General features: G+C 62.0%; 14 protein-coding genes. 6 read left to right on the top strand and 8 right to left on the bottom strand.

What is annotated here, in order from left to right; genetic code table 11:
* Positions 1-51: 51 nt before the first annotated feature.
* Positions 52-975 carry a DMT family transporter gene (locus BLT50_RS13315; protein ID WP_090029202.1) on the bottom strand — a complete coding sequence of 308 codons (924 nt, stop codon included), beginning with the start codon at positions 973-975 and terminating at the stop codon, positions 52-54.
* 84 nt (positions 976-1,059) lie between these two features.
* Here BLT50_RS13315 and BLT50_RS13310 point away from each other — a divergent pair, with 84 nt between their 5' ends.
* The 3 genes from BLT50_RS13310 to selD all read left to right on the top strand — a co-directional run bounded on the left by BLT50_RS13310 (position 1,060) and on the right by selD (position 6,366).
* Entirely contained in the window at positions 1,060-2,574 is a 1,515-nt protein-coding gene (locus tag BLT50_RS13310) for a malonate--CoA ligase (protein ID WP_090029201.1), read from the top strand.
* Positions 2,575-2,657: 83 nt separating this feature from the next.
* Positions 2,658-4,112 carry an amidase gene (locus BLT50_RS13305; RefSeq protein ID WP_090029200.1) on the top strand — a complete coding sequence of 485 codons (1,455 nt, stop codon included), beginning with the start codon at positions 2,658-2,660 and terminating at the stop codon, positions 4,110-4,112.
* A 79-nt stretch (positions 4,113-4,191) separates the two neighbouring features.
* Positions 4,192-6,366 (top strand): selenide, water dikinase SelD, encoded by a 2,175-nt coding sequence (gene selD / locus BLT50_RS13300; protein WP_090029199.1) that lies wholly within the window; start codon positions 4,192-4,194, stop codon positions 6,364-6,366.
* Here selD and mnmH read toward each other — a convergent pair.
* The 7 genes from mnmH to BLT50_RS13265 all read right to left on the bottom strand — a co-directional run bounded on the left by mnmH (position 6,353) and on the right by BLT50_RS13265 (position 14,168).
* The gene (gene mnmH / locus BLT50_RS13295) at positions 6,353-7,393 is read right to left on the bottom strand and encodes a tRNA 2-selenouridine(34) synthase MnmH (RefSeq protein WP_090029198.1); all 1,041 of its coding nucleotides are present in this window, start codon (positions 7,391-7,393) and stop codon (positions 6,353-6,355) included. The genes selD and mnmH overlap by 14 nt on opposite strands.
* Before the next feature lie 52 nt (positions 7,394-7,445).
* The gene (locus BLT50_RS13290; protein WP_090029197.1) at positions 7,446-8,249 is read right to left on the bottom strand and encodes an ATP-binding cassette domain-containing protein; all 804 of its coding nucleotides are present in this window, start codon (positions 8,247-8,249) and stop codon (positions 7,446-7,448) included.
* Positions 8,246-9,112 carry an ABC transporter ATP-binding protein gene (locus BLT50_RS13285; RefSeq protein WP_090029196.1) on the bottom strand — a complete coding sequence of 289 codons (867 nt, stop codon included), beginning with the start codon at positions 9,110-9,112 and terminating at the stop codon, positions 8,246-8,248. The genes BLT50_RS13290 and BLT50_RS13285 overlap by 4 nt, the downstream gene beginning before the upstream one ends.
* Positions 9,109-9,960, bottom strand: a complete 852-nt coding sequence (locus BLT50_RS13280; protein WP_090029195.1) for an ABC transporter permease — start codon at positions 9,958-9,960, stop codon at positions 9,109-9,111. Before BLT50_RS13280 ends, BLT50_RS13285 begins: the two co-directional genes overlap by 4 nt.
* The gene (locus BLT50_RS13275; RefSeq protein ID WP_090029194.1) at positions 9,953-10,963 is read right to left on the bottom strand and encodes an ABC transporter permease; all 1,011 of its coding nucleotides are present in this window, start codon (positions 10,961-10,963) and stop codon (positions 9,953-9,955) included. Before BLT50_RS13275 ends, BLT50_RS13280 begins: the two co-directional genes overlap by 8 nt.
* 73 nt (positions 10,964-11,036) lie before the next feature.
* Positions 11,037-12,566, bottom strand: a complete 1,530-nt coding sequence (locus BLT50_RS13270; RefSeq protein WP_090029193.1) for an ABC transporter substrate-binding protein — start codon at positions 12,564-12,566, stop codon at positions 11,037-11,039.
* 30 nt (positions 12,567-12,596) lie between these two features.
* A complete protein-coding gene (locus BLT50_RS13265; protein WP_090029192.1) occupies positions 12,597-14,168 on the bottom strand; it encodes a phytoene desaturase family protein in 1,572 nt (523 codons plus the stop codon).
* Between the two features lie 109 nt (positions 14,169-14,277).
* Here BLT50_RS13265 and BLT50_RS13260 point away from each other — a divergent pair, with 109 nt between their 5' ends.
* The 3 genes from BLT50_RS13260 to BLT50_RS13250 are packed head-to-tail and all read left to right on the top strand — an operon-like array spanning position 14,278 to position 17,120.
* Positions 14,278-15,069 carry a cyclase family protein gene (locus BLT50_RS13260; protein ID WP_090029191.1) on the top strand — a complete coding sequence of 264 codons (792 nt, stop codon included), beginning with the start codon at positions 14,278-14,280 and terminating at the stop codon, positions 15,067-15,069.
* A 6-nt stretch (positions 15,070-15,075) separates the two neighbouring features.
* Positions 15,076-16,641, top strand: a complete 1,566-nt coding sequence (locus tag BLT50_RS13255) for a phytoene desaturase family protein (RefSeq protein ID WP_090029190.1) — start codon at positions 15,076-15,078, stop codon at positions 16,639-16,641.
* On the top strand, positions 16,638-17,120 hold the full coding sequence (locus BLT50_RS13250; RefSeq protein ID WP_090029189.1) for a MarR family winged helix-turn-helix transcriptional regulator: 483 nt from the start codon (positions 16,638-16,640) through the stop codon (positions 17,118-17,120). Before BLT50_RS13255 ends, BLT50_RS13250 begins: the two co-directional genes overlap by 4 nt.
* Positions 17,121-17,127 lie beyond the last annotated feature (7 nt).

Here is a 17,127-nt window from a genome sequence, read left to right as displayed (position 1 = left end):
ATTTCATCTTGCCGAAAATACTCCGGGGGTTTGGGGGCAGCGCCCCCAATATCAGCCCTGCGGCGTCATACCCTGCCGACCCTTTTCGCGCTTTAGGCCCAAAGAATGTTCGCGCCAGATGATGGCGACGCCCGCGGTTATCACCAACGCCGCACCGATCAGCATTTGCGCCGTCGGAACTTCGGAAAAGACGAAATACCCGATCAGTATCGCCATGAGCATCGAAGCGTAATCGAACGGTGCCACGACGCTGGCATCCGCATAGCGATAGGCCGTGGTCAGGAAAATCTGCCCCGTGCCGCCCAATAGCCCCGCAAGGACCAGCAGGCTTGCCTCCCACGGGGCGGGAACGACCCAGCCAAAAGGCAACGTCAGCAAGGACAGGGCCGACGATGTCAGTGAAAAATAGAAAACGATCGCGGATGTCTGTTCGGTCTGCACAAGTTTGCGCACATAGATCTGAGCCAGGGCGGCGCAGACGGCCCCCATAAGCACCAGCATCGCGCCCAGCGCCTCGGCCCGGGCGACCTCTTCGCCCGAGAAGACGGTCAGGCGCGGCGACAGCACGATGATCACGCCCACCAGGCCAAGCGCCACCGCAGCCAGTCGAAAGGCCCGCACGTTCTCGCCCAGGAACATGGCGGCAAAGATCACCGTCAACAGCGGCGCGGCGTACCCGATGGCTGTCACCTCCGGCAAGGGCAGCAGGCCAAGCCCGGCGAACATCAACCCCATTGCGAATGTCCCGACGAAACCGCGCCAGAAATGCGCCAACCGCGATTTCACGCGCAACCCGGTGGCCAAGTCCCCCCGCATCATGAGCCAGGCGAAAATCACTGGGATGGCAAAGAACGACCGAAAGAACACCGCCTGCCCCGGAGGCACGTGATCGGCCGTGGCCTTGATCAGCGACGACATGACAATGAACAGGGTCACCGACCCCAGTTTGAAGAATATGCCCTTGATCGGCTGCATCGCGAATTTCCCGAACGGCCCGGACAATCTGGACCGGCCCTGCGCCCTGTGGCACTACACCATCAAAGACGCAGGGGAAACCAGATGGCAAATCCGCTTTTCGATACGCTTTTCGCCCGCCATGCCGGCCAGGACACCGTGTTCCTGCACTTGCCGGACGGCAGCACGATGACCCATGACGCATTCCTGCGCATGACCGCGCGGTTTGCGCACCAGATCGCGCGGTTGGGCCTTGAACCGGGCGACCGGCTGGCGGTGCAGATCGCCAAGTCGCCGCAGGCGCTTGCCGTCTACGCTGCTTGCGCGCAGACGGGCGTGATTTTCCTGCCCCTGAACACGGCCTACACCCCGGCCGAGGTTTCGTACTTCCTGGAAAACAGCGGCGCGCGGCTGTTTCTATGCGATGGAAAGGCGGCCGAGGCGCTGGCCCCGATCGCCGCGAAAGCCGATGCACGGCTTGAAGTCATGAATGCCGATGGCAGTGGCAGCTTTGCCGACGCAGCCGCCGGTAACGCCGAAGAATTCGACACTGTTTCGCGGGAAAAGGACGATCTTGCAGCGTTTCTCTATACCTCGGGGACGACCGGGCGATCCAAGGGGGCGATGCTGACGCAGGACAATCTACTGTCGAACGCGCAGGTTCTGACCGATTACTGGCGCTTTACCGCGGATGACGTTCTGCTGCACGCCTTGCCGATCTTTCATACGCATGGATTGTTCGTGGCGACCAATATCTGCCTGATCGCCGGGGCGCAGATGATCTTCTATCCGGGGTTCGATGCCGACGCGGTGATACGCGACATGCCGCGCGCGACTTCGATGATGGGTGTTCCGACATTCTACACCCGCCTGCTGGACCGCGAGGACTTCACCGCCGATGTGTCGCGCAACATGCGGTTGTTCATCTCGGGCTCGGCCCCTTTGCTGGCCGAAACCCATCGCGAGTTTGAGGCCCGCACCGGCCATCGCATCCTTGAACGCTACGGCATGACCGAAACCAACATGAACACATCGAACCCGTATGACGGTGAACGCCGCGCCGGCACCGTGGGCTTTCCTTTGCCAGGCGTCGAATTGCGCGTCTGCGACGAGAACGGCAACGCGCTGCCCCAAGGTGAAATCGGCACGATCGAGGTTCGCGGCCCAAACGTGTTCAAGGGCTATTGGCAGATGCCGGAAAAAACCGCCGAGGAACTGCGCAAGAACGGGTTCTTCATCACGGGTGACCTTGGGCTGATCGACAAGGACGGGTATGTCACCATCGTCGGCCGGGGCAAGGATCTGATCATTTCGGGCGGCTACAACATCTATCCCAAGGAAATCGAGCTGGTTCTCGACGAGGCACCCGGCGTTCTGGAAAGCGCGGTGATTGGTGTCCCGCATCCCGATTTCGGGGAAACGCCTGTCGGCATTCTAGCGCGCAGGCCGGAAGAGGCACCCGATTGCGACGCGATCATGGCCAGCCTGACGGACAGCCTTGCCCGGTTCAAACATCCCCGGAAGCTCGTGGTCGTGGATGCGCTGCCGCGCAACACGATGGGAAAGGTGCAGAAGAATATTCTGCGCGACACCTACAAAGGCTTGTTCCAGCCGGAATAGAGCCTGTTTTCCAACGCTTCAAAACGCTTGGAAGATCCCCGATCCCGTGCCACCATCCCTGCATCGATGGCGGGGAGGGACGCATGTTCGACGCGACGCAAATCACGACAGCCACCGAGATGGCACAAGCCATCCGCGACGGACAAACCACGCCCAGCGCACTGCTCGAGGCGCATCTGGCACGGGTCGATGCGCTGAACGAACAGATCAACGCCGTGATCTGGCAAGATCGCGACAGTGCCCGCGCATTGGCCAAGACACTGGACGACGAGGCCGCACGCGGAGAGTTTCGCGGCCCGCTGCATGGCGTGCCGATGACCGTCAAGGAAAGCTTTGACCTGGCCGGATCGCCATCGACCTGGGGCATCCCGGAATGGCGCGACAACATCGCGGATGCGGATTCCGACGCCGTATCGCGGTTACGTGCGGCCGGGGCCATTGTTTTCGGCAAGACCAACGTGCCGATGAAGCTGATGGAATGGCAGAGCTTCAATGAAATCTACGGGACAACCAACAACCCGTGGGACGAGACACGGACACCCGGAGGATCGTCGGGGGGCTCAGGCGCGGCGCTGGCGACAGGCATGGCCGCGCTTGAAGTTGGCAGTGATATCGGCTCGTCCATCCGCAACCCGGCCCATTTCAACGGGGTTTTCGGGCTGAAACCCACTTGGAACATCGTGTCCCTTTCCGGCCACAACCCGCCAGGCATGGCGATCGACACGGACATCGCCGTTGCCGGGCCGTTGGCGCGGTCGGCGCGCGACTTGCGGCTGGGTTTCGACATTCTTCGCGGGGGCGATCCCTTCACCAAATCGGCCTGGGCCCCGCATTTGCCATCGGATGACCGGAACGACCTTTCGCAGTTTCGCGTTGCATTGATGCTGGGCGATCCCGCCTCGCCGGTCGATCAAGCGTATCTGGACGTGCTTTCGGATTTCGCGGATCGGTTGGCCGCGGCTGGTGCGCAGGTCGAAACCGCCCGGCCCGACGTGGACAGCGAGGCGCATTTCACCCTTTACCTGCAATTGCTTGGTGCCGCGATGTGCGCCGGAATGACCGAAGACGAGGTTGCCGCCAACCTTGACGCCGTTCGCAAGCTGGACGACCCGCTGGCCTGGCGGCTTTATGGCAACCGGTTCGGCGGGATGAACCTGCGCCACGCCGATTGGCTGGTGCTGGATAACCAACGGCGGCTGGCGCGCCGCGCGTTCGATGCCTTTTTCCACGATTTCGACATCCTGCTGTCGCCCGCCGCATCCTCGGCTGCGTTCCCGCATGACCAGACAGGCCCGCGTTATGCCCGCAAGCTGAACATCAACGGCCAGATGCAGCCGGAACCGATGGAGTTGTTCTGGTCGGGCTATACCGGCGTGGTCCACATACCTTCGGTCGTCGGGCCGGCCGGGTTCGTCGGGCACCTGCCCGTAGGATACCAGGCAGCGGCCGGGCACGGGCGCGACTATACCGCCCTTGCCTTTGCGCAGGCGGTCGAGGATGCGCTGGGGGGCTACACCCCGCCACCCTGCGTGGCCTGACGGGCTTGTGACAACAGGGCGCCTTGCCGTGGACCAGCCCGCGTGACAGACCGGGACGGATCAGCCAAGGACACCACCCATGCAGATGCCTATCCCCCTGACACGCGATATCGTTCTTGTCGGCGGTGGTCATACCCATGCGCTGGTGCTGCGGAAGTGGGGGATGAACCCGCTGCCAGGCGTGCGGCTGACCGTCATCAATCCCGGCCCGACCGCGCCCTATTCGGGGATGCTGCCCGGACATATCGCCGGGCATTACACACGCGAAGAGCTGGAGATCGACCTGGTTCGCCTGGCACGGTTCGCAGGCGCCCGCATCATCGTGGACGAGGCGGTTGGCATAGATCAGGATCGGAGACTGATTCACCTGAAAATCCGCCAACCCATTGGTTATGACGTGGCTTCGATCGATATCGGGATCACGGCGGAAATGGACCGCCTTGCCGGGTTTGCCGAGTTCGCGACAGGCGCCAAGCCGCTGGATGTCTTTTCGGAACGTTGGCGCGATTTCCGCAGCGCGGTGGCGGACGGCCAGAAACGGCCCCGAGTTGCCGTGATCGGCGGCGGCGTTGCCGGGGTCGAGCTGTCGATGGCGATGGCGCATGCGTTGGGCCGTGACGGGCACGACCCCGACATAACGGTGGTCGAGGGCACTGGCGGCATCACCGGCGTTCCCGCCGCGACCGGGCGCAAGCTGCAACGCGCGATGGCGGATCAGGGCGTGCGCTTTCTGTCGGACACACGCGTTGAAGCGGTTACAACGGACGGCATTGTTCTGACGACCGGCGACACCATCGAGGCCGATCTCGTCGTCGGGGCGGCGGGTGCTTATCCTCATCGCTGGCTGGCGGATACGAGCCTGCCACTTGTCGATGGTTTCATCGACATCGAAGACAGCTTGCAGGTTCGGGGCGATCCGGCGTTGTTTGCCTGCGGGGATTGCGCGCACATGTCATCCCATCCCCGACCCAAGGCCGGGGTGTTTGCCGTGCGGGCGGCGCCCATCCTTTACGACAACCTGAGGGCGGCGGTGACCGGGCAGCGGCTGCGGCCGTTCAAACCGCAAAGGGATTATCTGAAACTCATCTCGCTCGGCGGTAAATCCGCTGTGGCGGAAAAGCTGGGATTTGCGGTTTCGGGGCCGTTGCTGTGGAGATGGAAGAACCGGATCGACACGCGGTTCATGCAAAGCCTGGACGACCTGCCCGCCATGCAACAACCTGATCGTCCAGAGTATTTGGCCGATGGCGTGGCCGACATTCTGGGCGACAAGCCTCTTTGCGGCGGATGCGGTGCCAAGGTTGGCGGTGACGTTCTAAAGCAGTCTCTAACACGGCTGAAAACCCCACATCGAGACGATATCCTGACCGGGCCCGGGGACGATGCGGCCGTGTTGGAGGTCGGGGGAAAGAGGCAGGTCATCACCACAGACCATCTGCGCGCCTTCATCGACGATCCCTGGCTGATGGCGCGCATCACGGCGATCCACGCGCTTGGGGATGTGTGGGCGATGGGCGCGCAGCCGCAGGCCGCGCTGGCGCAGATCATTCTGCCCCGCATGTCGGACGACCTTCAGGCCCGGACAATGGATGAGATCATGGGCGCGGCCAGCGCTGTTTTCGCCGATGCCGGGGCGGCGATTGTCGGGGGGCACACCACGATGGGCAGCGAACTGACCATCGGTTTTACGGTCACCGGGCTGGTGGACGGCCCGGCGATCACTGTCAAAGGGGCCCAACCCGGCGACGCGATCGTTCTGACACGGCCCATCGGCAGCGGGACAATTCTGGCCGCTGCTATGCAAATGGCTGCGAATGGCCGACACGTTACTGCGATGCTGAATGAAATGGCCCGCCCACAGCACGATGCCGCACTGACGTTGACGGGGGCGCACGCGATGACGGATGTCACGGGGTTCGGGCTGGCCGGGCATCTTATGACGATCTGTCGAGAATCGAACCTGTCCGCCGTTCTGGATCTGGAGGCAATCCCAACCTACGACGGCGCGATCGACCTTACTGAACAAGGGCATCATTCGACACTGTTTCAGCCCAACCGTGAAAGCGCGCCAGTGTTCGGACCAGACAGCGCGAAGGCGAAACTGCTGCATGACCCGCAGACCGCCGGGGGCTTTCTTGCGGCGGTTTCGCCGGATCAGGCCGCCGGTATTGTCGAAACCCTACAGCGGCAGGGGCACCGTGCGGCGATCATCGGGCGGTTCGGCGAGGGGCCAGCCGCGATCACCCTGCAATAGACAGGATGCGGCGTACCGCATCTTGCAGGTCGCTTTCATCCAGCGCGGCCAGTTCTATGACCGTTTCGTTCTGCGCCCGCTCTTCGGCCTTTTTGTCATAGCGCGGGTCGTAATGCGCCTCGATCAGCTCGGCTGCGAGCGTTTCGAAAGCCCCGTCCGAGGCCAGCGCCTGCCACGCGTCGATGCGCGTTGCCGCGTGGTAGGGCCTGAGCGCGTCCAAGGTCGACGCGAGCCGCGCCGCATCCGTGGTCACATCGGCATAGGCCCTGGCCAGGTATGCAGCACGTTCGGCCACGGGTGCGCGCAGGGTTATGCGCGGCGCCACCTGCATGGCGTGCCACAGCGCTGGAGGGATCAACAGGTTTCCGACCTTGTTGCTTTCCGCTTCGACGAATAGCGGCCGGTCCGCGCGTGCGCGCGCCAGCGCCATGGCGATGCGGGATTCAAAAAGTTTTTGCGCGGGCTGTTCGCCCATCGAACCGAACAACGACCCCCGGTGATTTGCCATCGATTCCAGGTCGATCACCTGCGCCCCGTCGGCGGCCAGCAGTTCCAGAACCCGTGTCTTGGCAGTGCCGGTTCCGCCGTCGATCAGCACGACCTTATGTGGCACTGTTTCACCATAAAGTGCGCTTACGACGAGCCGGCGGTAAGACTTGTACCCACCCTGAATGACGTCTGCCCGCCACCCGATCTGCTGCAATATCGACGTGAACGACCCCGACCGCTGTCCACCGCGCCAGCAATAGACCAACGGCCGCCAGCCGCCGGCCCGGTCGGCCAACGGACCTTGCAAATGCCGCGCGGCGTTCTGTGCGACCAGCGCCGCCCCGATCTTTCGGGCCTTGAAAGGATCTTCCTGCTTGTAGATCGTGCCGACGACCGCGCGCTCGTCATTGTCGAGCGCGGGCAGGTTGATCGCGCCGGGAACGTGATCCTCGGCGTATTCCGCGGGCGAGCGGACGTCGATCACCTCGTCAAAGGGCAGTTCGGCAAGATCGGCAAGGGATGAAAGCGCAACTGGCATGCCATGCAGATGCCACAGCGCCAGCGCCTTTACCAGATACCTGTTGTGCGCTTCAGGCCCATATCTGATCCGGGTCGGGCAGCGGGATGGCCTGCAGCAATTCGCGGGTATAATCGGCCTGCGGTGCATCGAACACCTGCGCGGTAGGCGCATTTTCCACGATCTCACCGCGATACATCACGATGATCCGCGAACACAGCCGCCGGATCACCGACAGATCGTGACTGATAAAAGCCAGCGTCAGCCCAAGTTCACGCACCAGCTCTTCCAGCAGGTTCAGAACCTGCGCCTGGCTGGACACATCGAGGCCCGACACGATTTCATCAGCCAGAATGAAATCGGGACGCAGGGCAATGGCGCGCGCGATCCCGACACGCTGTCGCTGCCCGCCTGACAGTTCATGCGGATAGCGCGCGGCAAAACTGCGCGGCAGGCCAACCATATCCAGCGCCTCGAGCACTTTGGCAGATGTATCCTGAACACCCTGCAACCGCAGCGGGCCCGCGATGATCCCGCCCACGCGCCTGCGTGGATTGAGCGACGACATAGGATCCTGAAAGATCATCTGGAACCGGCGCCGCAACGGGCGCAACGCCGGTTCGTCCGCGTGGGTGATGTCCGTGCCCTCAAAGCGGATCGTGCCGGAATCAGGCTCTAACAAGCGGATCATGGCGCGGCCAAGCGTCGATTTGCCCGAACCTGACCCACCGACAATACCCAGAACCTCACCCTTGGGAACATCGAAGGACAATCCTTTCAGAACCTCGATCTGCGGGGCAGCCCCAAAGACGGGCTTGTGCGCCATATCCGGGAACGACAGCCGCAGATCGCGGATTTCATAGATCATGCCGCTCATGCGCCCAGCCCCTTGTCGAAATCGGTAACTTCAGCCTCGACCGCGTCGATGACGTGCTGTGGAACGGGTGTCAGGCTGTCCTCCGGGTCGGTGTATTTCGGCGTCGCGTGCAGCAATGCCTGCGAATAGGGGTGCCCTGGAGCCGCGAAAAAGCTGCGCGTGTCGGTATCTTCGATCACCTTTCCTGCGTAGAGCACTGTCAGCGACTGGCAGATCTTGGACACAACGCCCAGATCATGGGTGACGAACAGCAGAGCCGTGTTATGCCTGTCCTGCATTTCCTTGATCAGGCGCAGGATCTGTTTCTGCACCGTGACATCCAGCGCTGTCGTCGGTTCATCCGCAATGATCAGCTTGGGTTCGGCGGCAAAGGCCGACGCGATCAGGATGCGCTGGCGCATGCCGCCTGACAATTCATGCGGATAGCTGCGCATCACGCGGTCCGGGTCGGGGATGTGCACCTCGTCCAGCAATTCACGCGCCCGCGCCTCGGCGCGCGATCTGTCCCAGCCCAGAATATCGACGAGACGATTGGTGATCTGCGGGCCGACACGGCGCACGGGGTTGAGGGCCGTCAGCGGATCCTGGGGAATAAGAGCCACCTGCGCACCGATCCGGCGACGGCGTTCACGCGCTGGCAGGGTTTGCAGATCGGTTCCGTCGAGACTGATCCGCCCCGAAACCACCTGTATCGCGCGGGGCAAGGTGCCAAGGATCGCCTTGCCGATCATGGATTTTCCGGCCCCGGATTCGCCCACCAGCCCGCGCACTTCGCCCTGATCGACCCCAAGCGACACGGCGCGGAGGATACGCGGGCCGCGAGCAATGCGCAGGGTCAGGTTTTCGACTTCGAGAAAGCTCATCTCAGCACCGGATCGAAATAGTCCTTCAGCCCTTCGCCAAGCTGGCTGAAGCTGAGGACGGTCAAGAACAGGGTGATCAACGGAAAGACCAGAACCCACCATGCCTGGTGCACCGATGTGCGGCCTTCCGCGATCATGCCGCCCCAGGTGGGCGCATCGGTGGAAATCGACAGGTTCACAAAGCTCAGGATCGCTTCGACGATCACGGCGATGCCCATTTCCAGCGTCAGCAGGGCGACGATGGTCGGCAGCACGTTCGGCAGGATTTCGGCGAACATGGTGCCTGCTTTCGTTCGGCCCACAACCTGCGCGCTGGCGACGTAATCCATCGTGCCCTGGGTCATCGCCTCGGCCCGGACAACGCGGGCAAAGCGCGTCCAGTCGATGACCACAATCGCGATGATGATCGATGTCAGCCCGGTTCCAAGCACGGCGATCAGAAGGATCGCGAACAGGACCGGGGGAAATGCCATCCAGATATCGACAAGGCGGGAAATCACCATGTCGACCCATCCGCGGTAATAGCCCGCGATCAGTCCCAGTGTCGCCCCGATCAGGCAGGTAAGCGTGCCGGCCACCAGCGCGACGGTCAGCGCAAGACGCGCGCCGTACAAGATGCGCGACAACACATCCCGTCCGAGAGAATCCGTGCCCAAAAGGAAATTAGGGTCCGCGCCGTCGACCCACACGGGCGGCATCCGCCCCGCGAACAGATCTTGGTAGAGCGGGTCGTGCGGGGCGATCAGAGGCGCGAGAACGGCACCGATGATCAGCAGCGTTATCCACCCGCCGGATAACCACAGACGCAAACCGATCGGGCGGCGAACCCGGGATCTTGCGTCACGCATGGCGAAGCCTCGGGTTCAGGGCGGCATAGGTCATGTCGACAACGAGGTTCACCACGGTGAAAAGCAGCGCGAACAGGATCACGATGCCCTGGATCAGCGGCAGATCGCGGTTGATCACGGCATCGATGGCCATGTTGCCAAGCCCCTCGTAGGAAAACAGCCGTTCGATGATGACGGTTCCGCCGATCAGAAAGGTGAATTGAACCCCGATCAGGGTCAGCGTGGGCAAGACCGCATTTGGCAGGGCCTCGCGCGTGATAACGGATGCCTCGGAATAACCCTTGGTGCGGGCAAGGGTGACGTAATCCAGGTGCATTGTCTCTTTCAGGGACTGTTTCAGCAGTTGCGAGATGATCGCCGCCAGTGGGATCGCGAGGGCAAGCGAAGGCATGAACATGTGGCTTACCAAATCGGCCCAGACGTCGAACCGCAGGCGCAGTACGCTTTCGAACAGGTAGAACTGTGTCTGGAAATCGAAATCGAGCGACGGCGAAACCCGACCCGAGATGTGGAACACGGGCCAGAGAACACCGAACAGCAGGATCAGGATCAGACCCCAAAGAAAATCCGGCACCGACAGCGCCATGCCGCTTGTCACGTCAATCGCGGCTTCGGTGCGCGTATCGCGGCGCAACGTCCCGGTCAGGGCCATCGCACCGCCGATGAAAACGGCAATCACAAGCGCCATGATCGACAGCTCGAGCGTGGCGGGCAGGCGGCCCAGCACGAGGTTGAGCACCGGTTGGCGCAGTGAAATCGAGGTGCCGAAATCGCCCCGCACAACGCCGCCAAGCCAGATCACGAATTGTTCGAAAATCGACTTATCCAGCCCGTACAGAGCCTGCAAACGGGCGATATCGTCCTCGGTTGCGCCCGGCGGCAGCATCATTGCAATCGGGTTGCCCGGGACGACGCGGATCACGACGAACACGATCACCGCCGCCCCGAAAAGCGTGACAAGCGTCGCGGCCAGCCGCGCCAGAATGGTTCTTAGAAAAGGCATCAAGACCCTATGGTCGAAAGGGAAAAAAACGGGGCCGCCATGGCGATAGACGGCCCCGAGTGGGAGAAATGCCTTATGCCCGCGTCATCAGATGCGGCAAGAGCGCACCCGAGCTGTGCGGCGTGACCTTGACCCCGTTGGCGTAAAGGATCGGCTGCACATATTGCAGCAGCGGGATCACCAACGCATCTTCGGCGATCCTGGCATCCACAGCTTTCCAGCCTGCGATACGTTTGTCTTCGTCCGCCTCGCCCCAGAGCGGCAGGATCATGTCGAACATCTCCTGACCGTCCCAGACGCTGTGCGGCGAAGGCCCGAACATCGCGAACCCGGTCGACGTGGTCGGATCGCCAACCGCGTTGCCCCAGTTGTAGAACGCCGCCGGGGCCAGTTGGTCGGCCGCGCGCAGTTCATAATGCTTGGCGATTTCGTAGACCTCGATGTCGGCCTCGATCCCGACCCGGCGCCAAAGACCGACAATGGCCTGGATGATTTCGTAGTCCTTGGGCTTGAATCCACGTGTCGTCTGGATCGTGAACTTTACCGGGTTATCGGGGCCATACCCGCTCGCAGCCAGCAGCTCCTTGGCCTTTTCGGGATCATAAGGCACCGAGATATCGGGATTGTAGGCCACGTATTCGGGCGTTTGAAGCGTATCGATCGGGACACCGTAGCCTGACAGCAGGCGGTCGATGATCGTCTGCTTGTCGATGGCATGTGCCATGGCCTTGCGCACGTTTGGATCGGTCATCACGTCGATATCGTTGATGAAGATCATGCCGATATCGGAAATCGGATGCGCGACGCCTCCAAGTCCGTCCTTGCCCTTCAGGCGGTCGAACTCTTCATACGGCATTTCCAGCGTGACATGGCTGTTGCCGGATTCGATTTCGGCCACACGGCTTGCCGCGTCGGTCACGAACTTGATCGTCACGGTTTTGAACTCGGGCGCGCCCTTCCAGTAGTTTTCGTTCGCTTTCAAACGGACAAAGGCGTTGCGTTCGAAACGGTCCACCATGTAGGGGCCCGTGCCGATCGGAGCGGCCTCGAACCCATCTGCGCCGACCTCTTCGTAGTACTTCTTGGGCAGAACGTAGCCGGTGAGAAAGCTCATCCATTTGAAGATCGTCGGCTCGAACTCTTTTACGTCCGCGGTCACACGGTTGCCGTCGATCTGGAAATTGCCGATCTTGCCCCATACGAACTGGATCGGGTTGCCGGTTTCGGGATTGCCCGCGCGTTCGAGCGACCACACGACATCTTCGGGCGTGAAGGGATCGCCGTTGTGCCAGGTCACGCCTTCGCGGACGTCCATCCAGATCTGGCTGTTGTCGTCGGTCCAGCCCCAATCCGTGATCAGGCCCGATCCGTCAAAGGACAGGTCCGGGTTCTGATTGATGAACATGTCGAAAACGGACTGGTAAATGCCCTGAATCGTCGGGTTCACGGCGCTGGGGCCAACGGTCGGATCCCAGCTGGGCAGGTTGACGTTATAGGCGATCACCAGTTCGTCGATCTGCTGCGCAAAGGCGGGCATACCCACCGTGGCAAAGGCGGCCGAAGCGGCCGATGCCTTGAGAAGCGTACGTCTTGAGAGTTTCATCTTGCGTTTCCCTGTTGGTTTTTTGGTTGTTCACTCCCCGGCCAGTTTTCGGCCAAGGAGGTATCCCGACCCTGCCCCCGTTCCCGCGCCGGGCCAAACGGCCGCGCCGGTCAGGTAAAGGTTCTGGATCGGGGTCGTGCCATCCGCGTAGCCGCGGACGGGGCGATACATGAAATGCTGTGTAAGGTGATGGCTGCCGCAAACCTGGTCACCACCGACAAGGTTCGGGTTGTCTGCTTCGAGGTCGGCGGGCGTCACGATGCGCCGCGCGATGATCTTGTCGCGCGTTCCGGGGGCGTAGCTTTCCAGCAGGTCCAGCGCCCGTTCGGCAAAGGGTTCAGCGGCGTCGGCCCAGTCCGTCGCAGCGATTTCGCCCTTGGCGTCGCCGGCAATGCGGCCGGGCGCCATGCGCACCTGCAGCCAGAGAACATGTTTGCCATCGGGTGCGCGCGTCGGATCGACCACGGTCGGCTGGCCGCACACGATGATGGGCTGATCTGGCAACAACCCGGCCTTTGCCTGCTGATACGTGCGCGCCATCTGGTTCAGATCGGGCGCGATATGCACATAGGCAAAGCGTTTCAGCTCTTCTCCTGCTGCCCAGTCGGGCAAGGCGTCCATCGCCAGGTGAATCATCAGTGTGCCGGGGGCGTGGTCGTAGGATTGCATGCCGCGATCGAACCGCGCCTCACCGGTCTCACCTGTCAGTTTGGCCAGGTTCTTTGGTGCGACATTCGCGATAACGGCCTTTGTCGCGGTTATCGTGCTGCCGTCCGACAGTTCAACTCCGGTGGCCTTGCCGCCCTGATGCACGATGCGATCAACACGCTTGCCACAGGTGACGGTGCCGCCCTGTGCCTCGATCATGCCGATCATCGCGGTGGTCACCGTGCTGGCGCCGCCCTTTGCAAGAACCATGCCGAATGCCTGGTTCGCCATGCCTTCGAGATAGGGAAACATGGCACCGCCCGAAATGTCGGGGGCAAAATCCAGATGCATGCCCCATGCGGCAAGCAACGCCTGTACCTTTGGCGATTCGAATGTATCGGTCAGCCACGCGCGCGGAGAGGACAGCAGGAAGCGCCCCAGATCGAGCGTCCCGGCACCCCCGCGCTTGCGCCACGTTTTCCATGCCAAAGATGCAAATGCACGGGTTTTCATCGGGCTGCCAAGAATTCCGATCAAAGATTCGGCAAAGTCGGGAAATTCGGCTGTCAGAGCCTCCCAGGCTGCTCCGTCACGGGGGTTTTCGGCACGAATGCGCGCTGTGGTGATCGCCGAATCATTCGAAACACCCAGCCAGGTGCTGTCCGGGAAAACGCTGGCGAAACAGTTGGATGCCGGGGCAAAGGCCAAACCGTTCGCGGCCAGTTTTTCTGCGTATTTCCGATGAAAGGCAGAGCCGGCGAACAGGGAAAGGTTCATCGCGGCCCAATCATGGACGAACCCTTTTTCCGTATATTCCCCTGATTTCACGGCGCCGCCGGGCACATCGCTCTGTTCGATCACATGCACACGCCATCCCTTGGCGGACAAATGCGCCGCACAGGCCAGGCTGTTGTGCCCTGCCCCGATCACGATTGCATCTGCATTTGCGCTCATGTGCCACTCCCTGTTGATTAGATATTTGCAAACGCATTTAATTCTGTCTAGCATGAATCTCATTCGCAAGCGCGGGCCGCAGACCCGCCAGCATACAGGGAGACACCAAATGACAGCCGCGAATGTGCTTAACGATCTGGGATCGATGCTGTTGTCCGGGAATATCGAAGTGGTCGATTGTACGGGCACCCTAGGCCCCGACACACCGATCCTTCAACTGCCCGAGGATTTCGCCAAGAACACGCCGAAGATCGAGATTCACAAGATCAGCGAATACGATTCGGACGGCCCCTTCTTTGCCTGGAACTGGATGGTTCTGGGTGAGCATTCGGGAACGCATTTCGATGCGCCGCACCACTGGATCACGGGCAAGGATTACGAGGACGGCTATACCGACTCTCTCGATATCCAGCGTGTCGTGGCCCCGGTTAACGTGATCGACTGTTCCAAGGAAAGCGCTGCGGACGCGGATTTCCTGCTGACGCCCGAACACGTCAAGGCGTGGGAGGCCGAGCATGGTGAAATCGGTGCTGGCGAATGGGTTGTCATGCGCACCGACTGGGACAAGCGCGCCCATGACGAGGCGCTGTTCCTGAACGCCGACGAAAACGGCCCGCACAGCCCCGGACCGACGCCGGAATGTGTGGAATACCTGCTGTCGAAAAAGATCGTGGGCTGGGGCAGCCAGTGCATCGGCACCGATGCCGGGTGTGCAGGCGGGATGGAACCGCCCTTCCCGGCGCACAACTTCCTGCACCGTGACAATTGCTTTGGTCTCGCGTCGCTGGCCAATCTGGACAAGCTGCCCGCCAAAGGGGCTGTTCTGATTGCCGCACCGCTCAAGATCAAGCGCGGCACCGGGAGCCCGATCCGCGCCCTCGCACTCGTGCCGAAGGGCTGACGCCTGATGGCCGGGCTGCCGCATATCGTCATCGGGTCCGGCATCAATGCGCTGGTCGCCGCCGCCCTTCTCGCAAGGAAAGGGCGGCGGGTTATCGTGCTTGAACGCGAAGACCGCATCGGTGGTTGCATGATGACGGATGAGATCACACAGCCCGGTTTCCATCATGACGTGATGGCGGCCACCTTTGTTCTGTTCCTGACTTCGCCCGCCTATGCAGAGCTGGCCGAAGATCTTGCGCGGCACGGGCTGGAGTTCTGCCATACAGATACACCGACGGCGGTTCTGCGGCCTGACGGATCCAGCGCGGCGCTGAAGATGGATCGGGCAACCAACGTCACGGCGTTCAATGCCTTCGCGGCAGGCGATGGCGACAGACATGCCGCCGATGTAGGCTCTATCGAACAGGACGCCGAGTTTCTTTTCGCTCTGCTTGGTCAGTCGCTCTGGTCATGGCCAATCGTGCGGCTGATGCTGCGCCAGGCGCGCAAGCGGGGATTGAATGGCCTCAAGGCATGGCTGGGGCAGGCCCTGCAACCGGCGCGCAGCTGGCTGGAAGAGGGGTATGACAGCCAGCAGGTCCAAGCGCTATACGCGCCTTGGGTGCTGCATACCGGATTGACGCCCGAAAGCACCTATTCGGGGCAAATGGGGCGGGTCATCGCCTTTGCTTTGGAAGCGGCGGGCGCGCCCGTGGTAAAGGGCGGGTCGGCCCGCGCGGCCGATGCCTTTCGCAGCCTGATCGAGGCATTCGGAGGCGAGGTGCGCACAGGCGTGGACGTTGCGCGCATCCTGACGGACGGCGACCGGGCCTATGGGGTCGAAACGGCTGCGGGTGAGCGGATCGACGCGACCAGCGTCATCGCCAGTGTCACGCCCGGCCAACTTTATGGCCGGCTGCTGGAAAATCCGACGCAGGAAGAACAACAGGCAACCCGCAGTTTCCGCCACGGACGCGGCAATTTCCAACTGCACTACGCATTGGACGGCCAGCCTGAATGGAATGCCGACGGGTTGGAAAATGTGGCTCTGATCCACCTTGCCGACGGTATCGACAGCGTTTCGAAATCCAGCAACGAGGCCGAGCGCGGTCTGCTGCCCGAAACGCCCACGATCTGCGTGGGTCAGCCGCACAGGCTGGACCCCAGCCGCTGCCCCGATGGCAAGGGCATTCTGTGGCTGCAGATCCCCGACGCCCCCCGCGTGATCAAGGGCGACGCCGCCGGCGAAATCGACACCGGCCCAGACTGGACCGAGGCAACACGCGAAGCGTTTGCCGACCGGCTGGAATCTATCCTGCGGCAGCACATCCGCAACTTCGACAAGATCAAACTGGCCCGCCGGGCCTATTCGCCCGCCGACCTTGCCGCACTGAACATGAACCTTGTCGGCGGCGATCCCTATGGCGGGGCCTGCAGCATCGACCAGTTCTTTGTCTGGCGTCCCTTCCCGCAATCGGTCAATAACGGCACCCGATTCCGTAACCTGCACCATATCGGTGCCTCGACCCATCCGGGGCCGGGTCTGGGTGGCGGATCGGGGTACAATTTGGCCAAGAGGTTGGGCGCATGACTGAACACCGCGAAATCACTGCCGAGGCTCCGCTGCGGCTTGGGGAAATGGGGCTGGACAACTTTGCGCCCTACCTGATGAACCGCATCATGGGCCGTTACAACGCTTCTTTGCGCGACGAGATGGCAGCCCTTGGCCTGACGACCCCGCAGATGCGTGCGCTTGCCGTTCTTTCGGTGATTGACGGTATCCTGATCCGCGAGTTGGCGGTTTACGCCGTTGTAGAACAGTCCACCCTGTCGCGCGCACTCGACAGCCTTGCGCGCGAGGAGCTGATCCGCCGCGAAACCGACAGCACGGACAGCCGCGCCACCCGGGTTTACCTGACGGATGGCGGCCGCGCCGCGTATGAAAAGCTGTGGCCGCATATGGCCGCAAGTTATGCCCAGATGTTCAATGGCATTTCGAATGAAGAGCAGCGCGCCTTTGTCGGCACGCTGCAAAAGATCCTGCGCAACGTGCGGGTTCACGATTTCTGAGGGAGAA

Origin of the sequence: Lutimaribacter saemankumensis, from assembly GCF_900100005.1 — a bacterium.
In the GTDB taxonomy this organism is placed as follows: domain Bacteria; phylum Pseudomonadota; class Alphaproteobacteria; order Rhodobacterales; family Rhodobacteraceae; genus Lutimaribacter; species Lutimaribacter saemankumensis.
The sequence above is the reverse complement of the archived record's forward strand: the minus strand, read 5'-3'. Positions and strand labels throughout refer to the sequence as shown.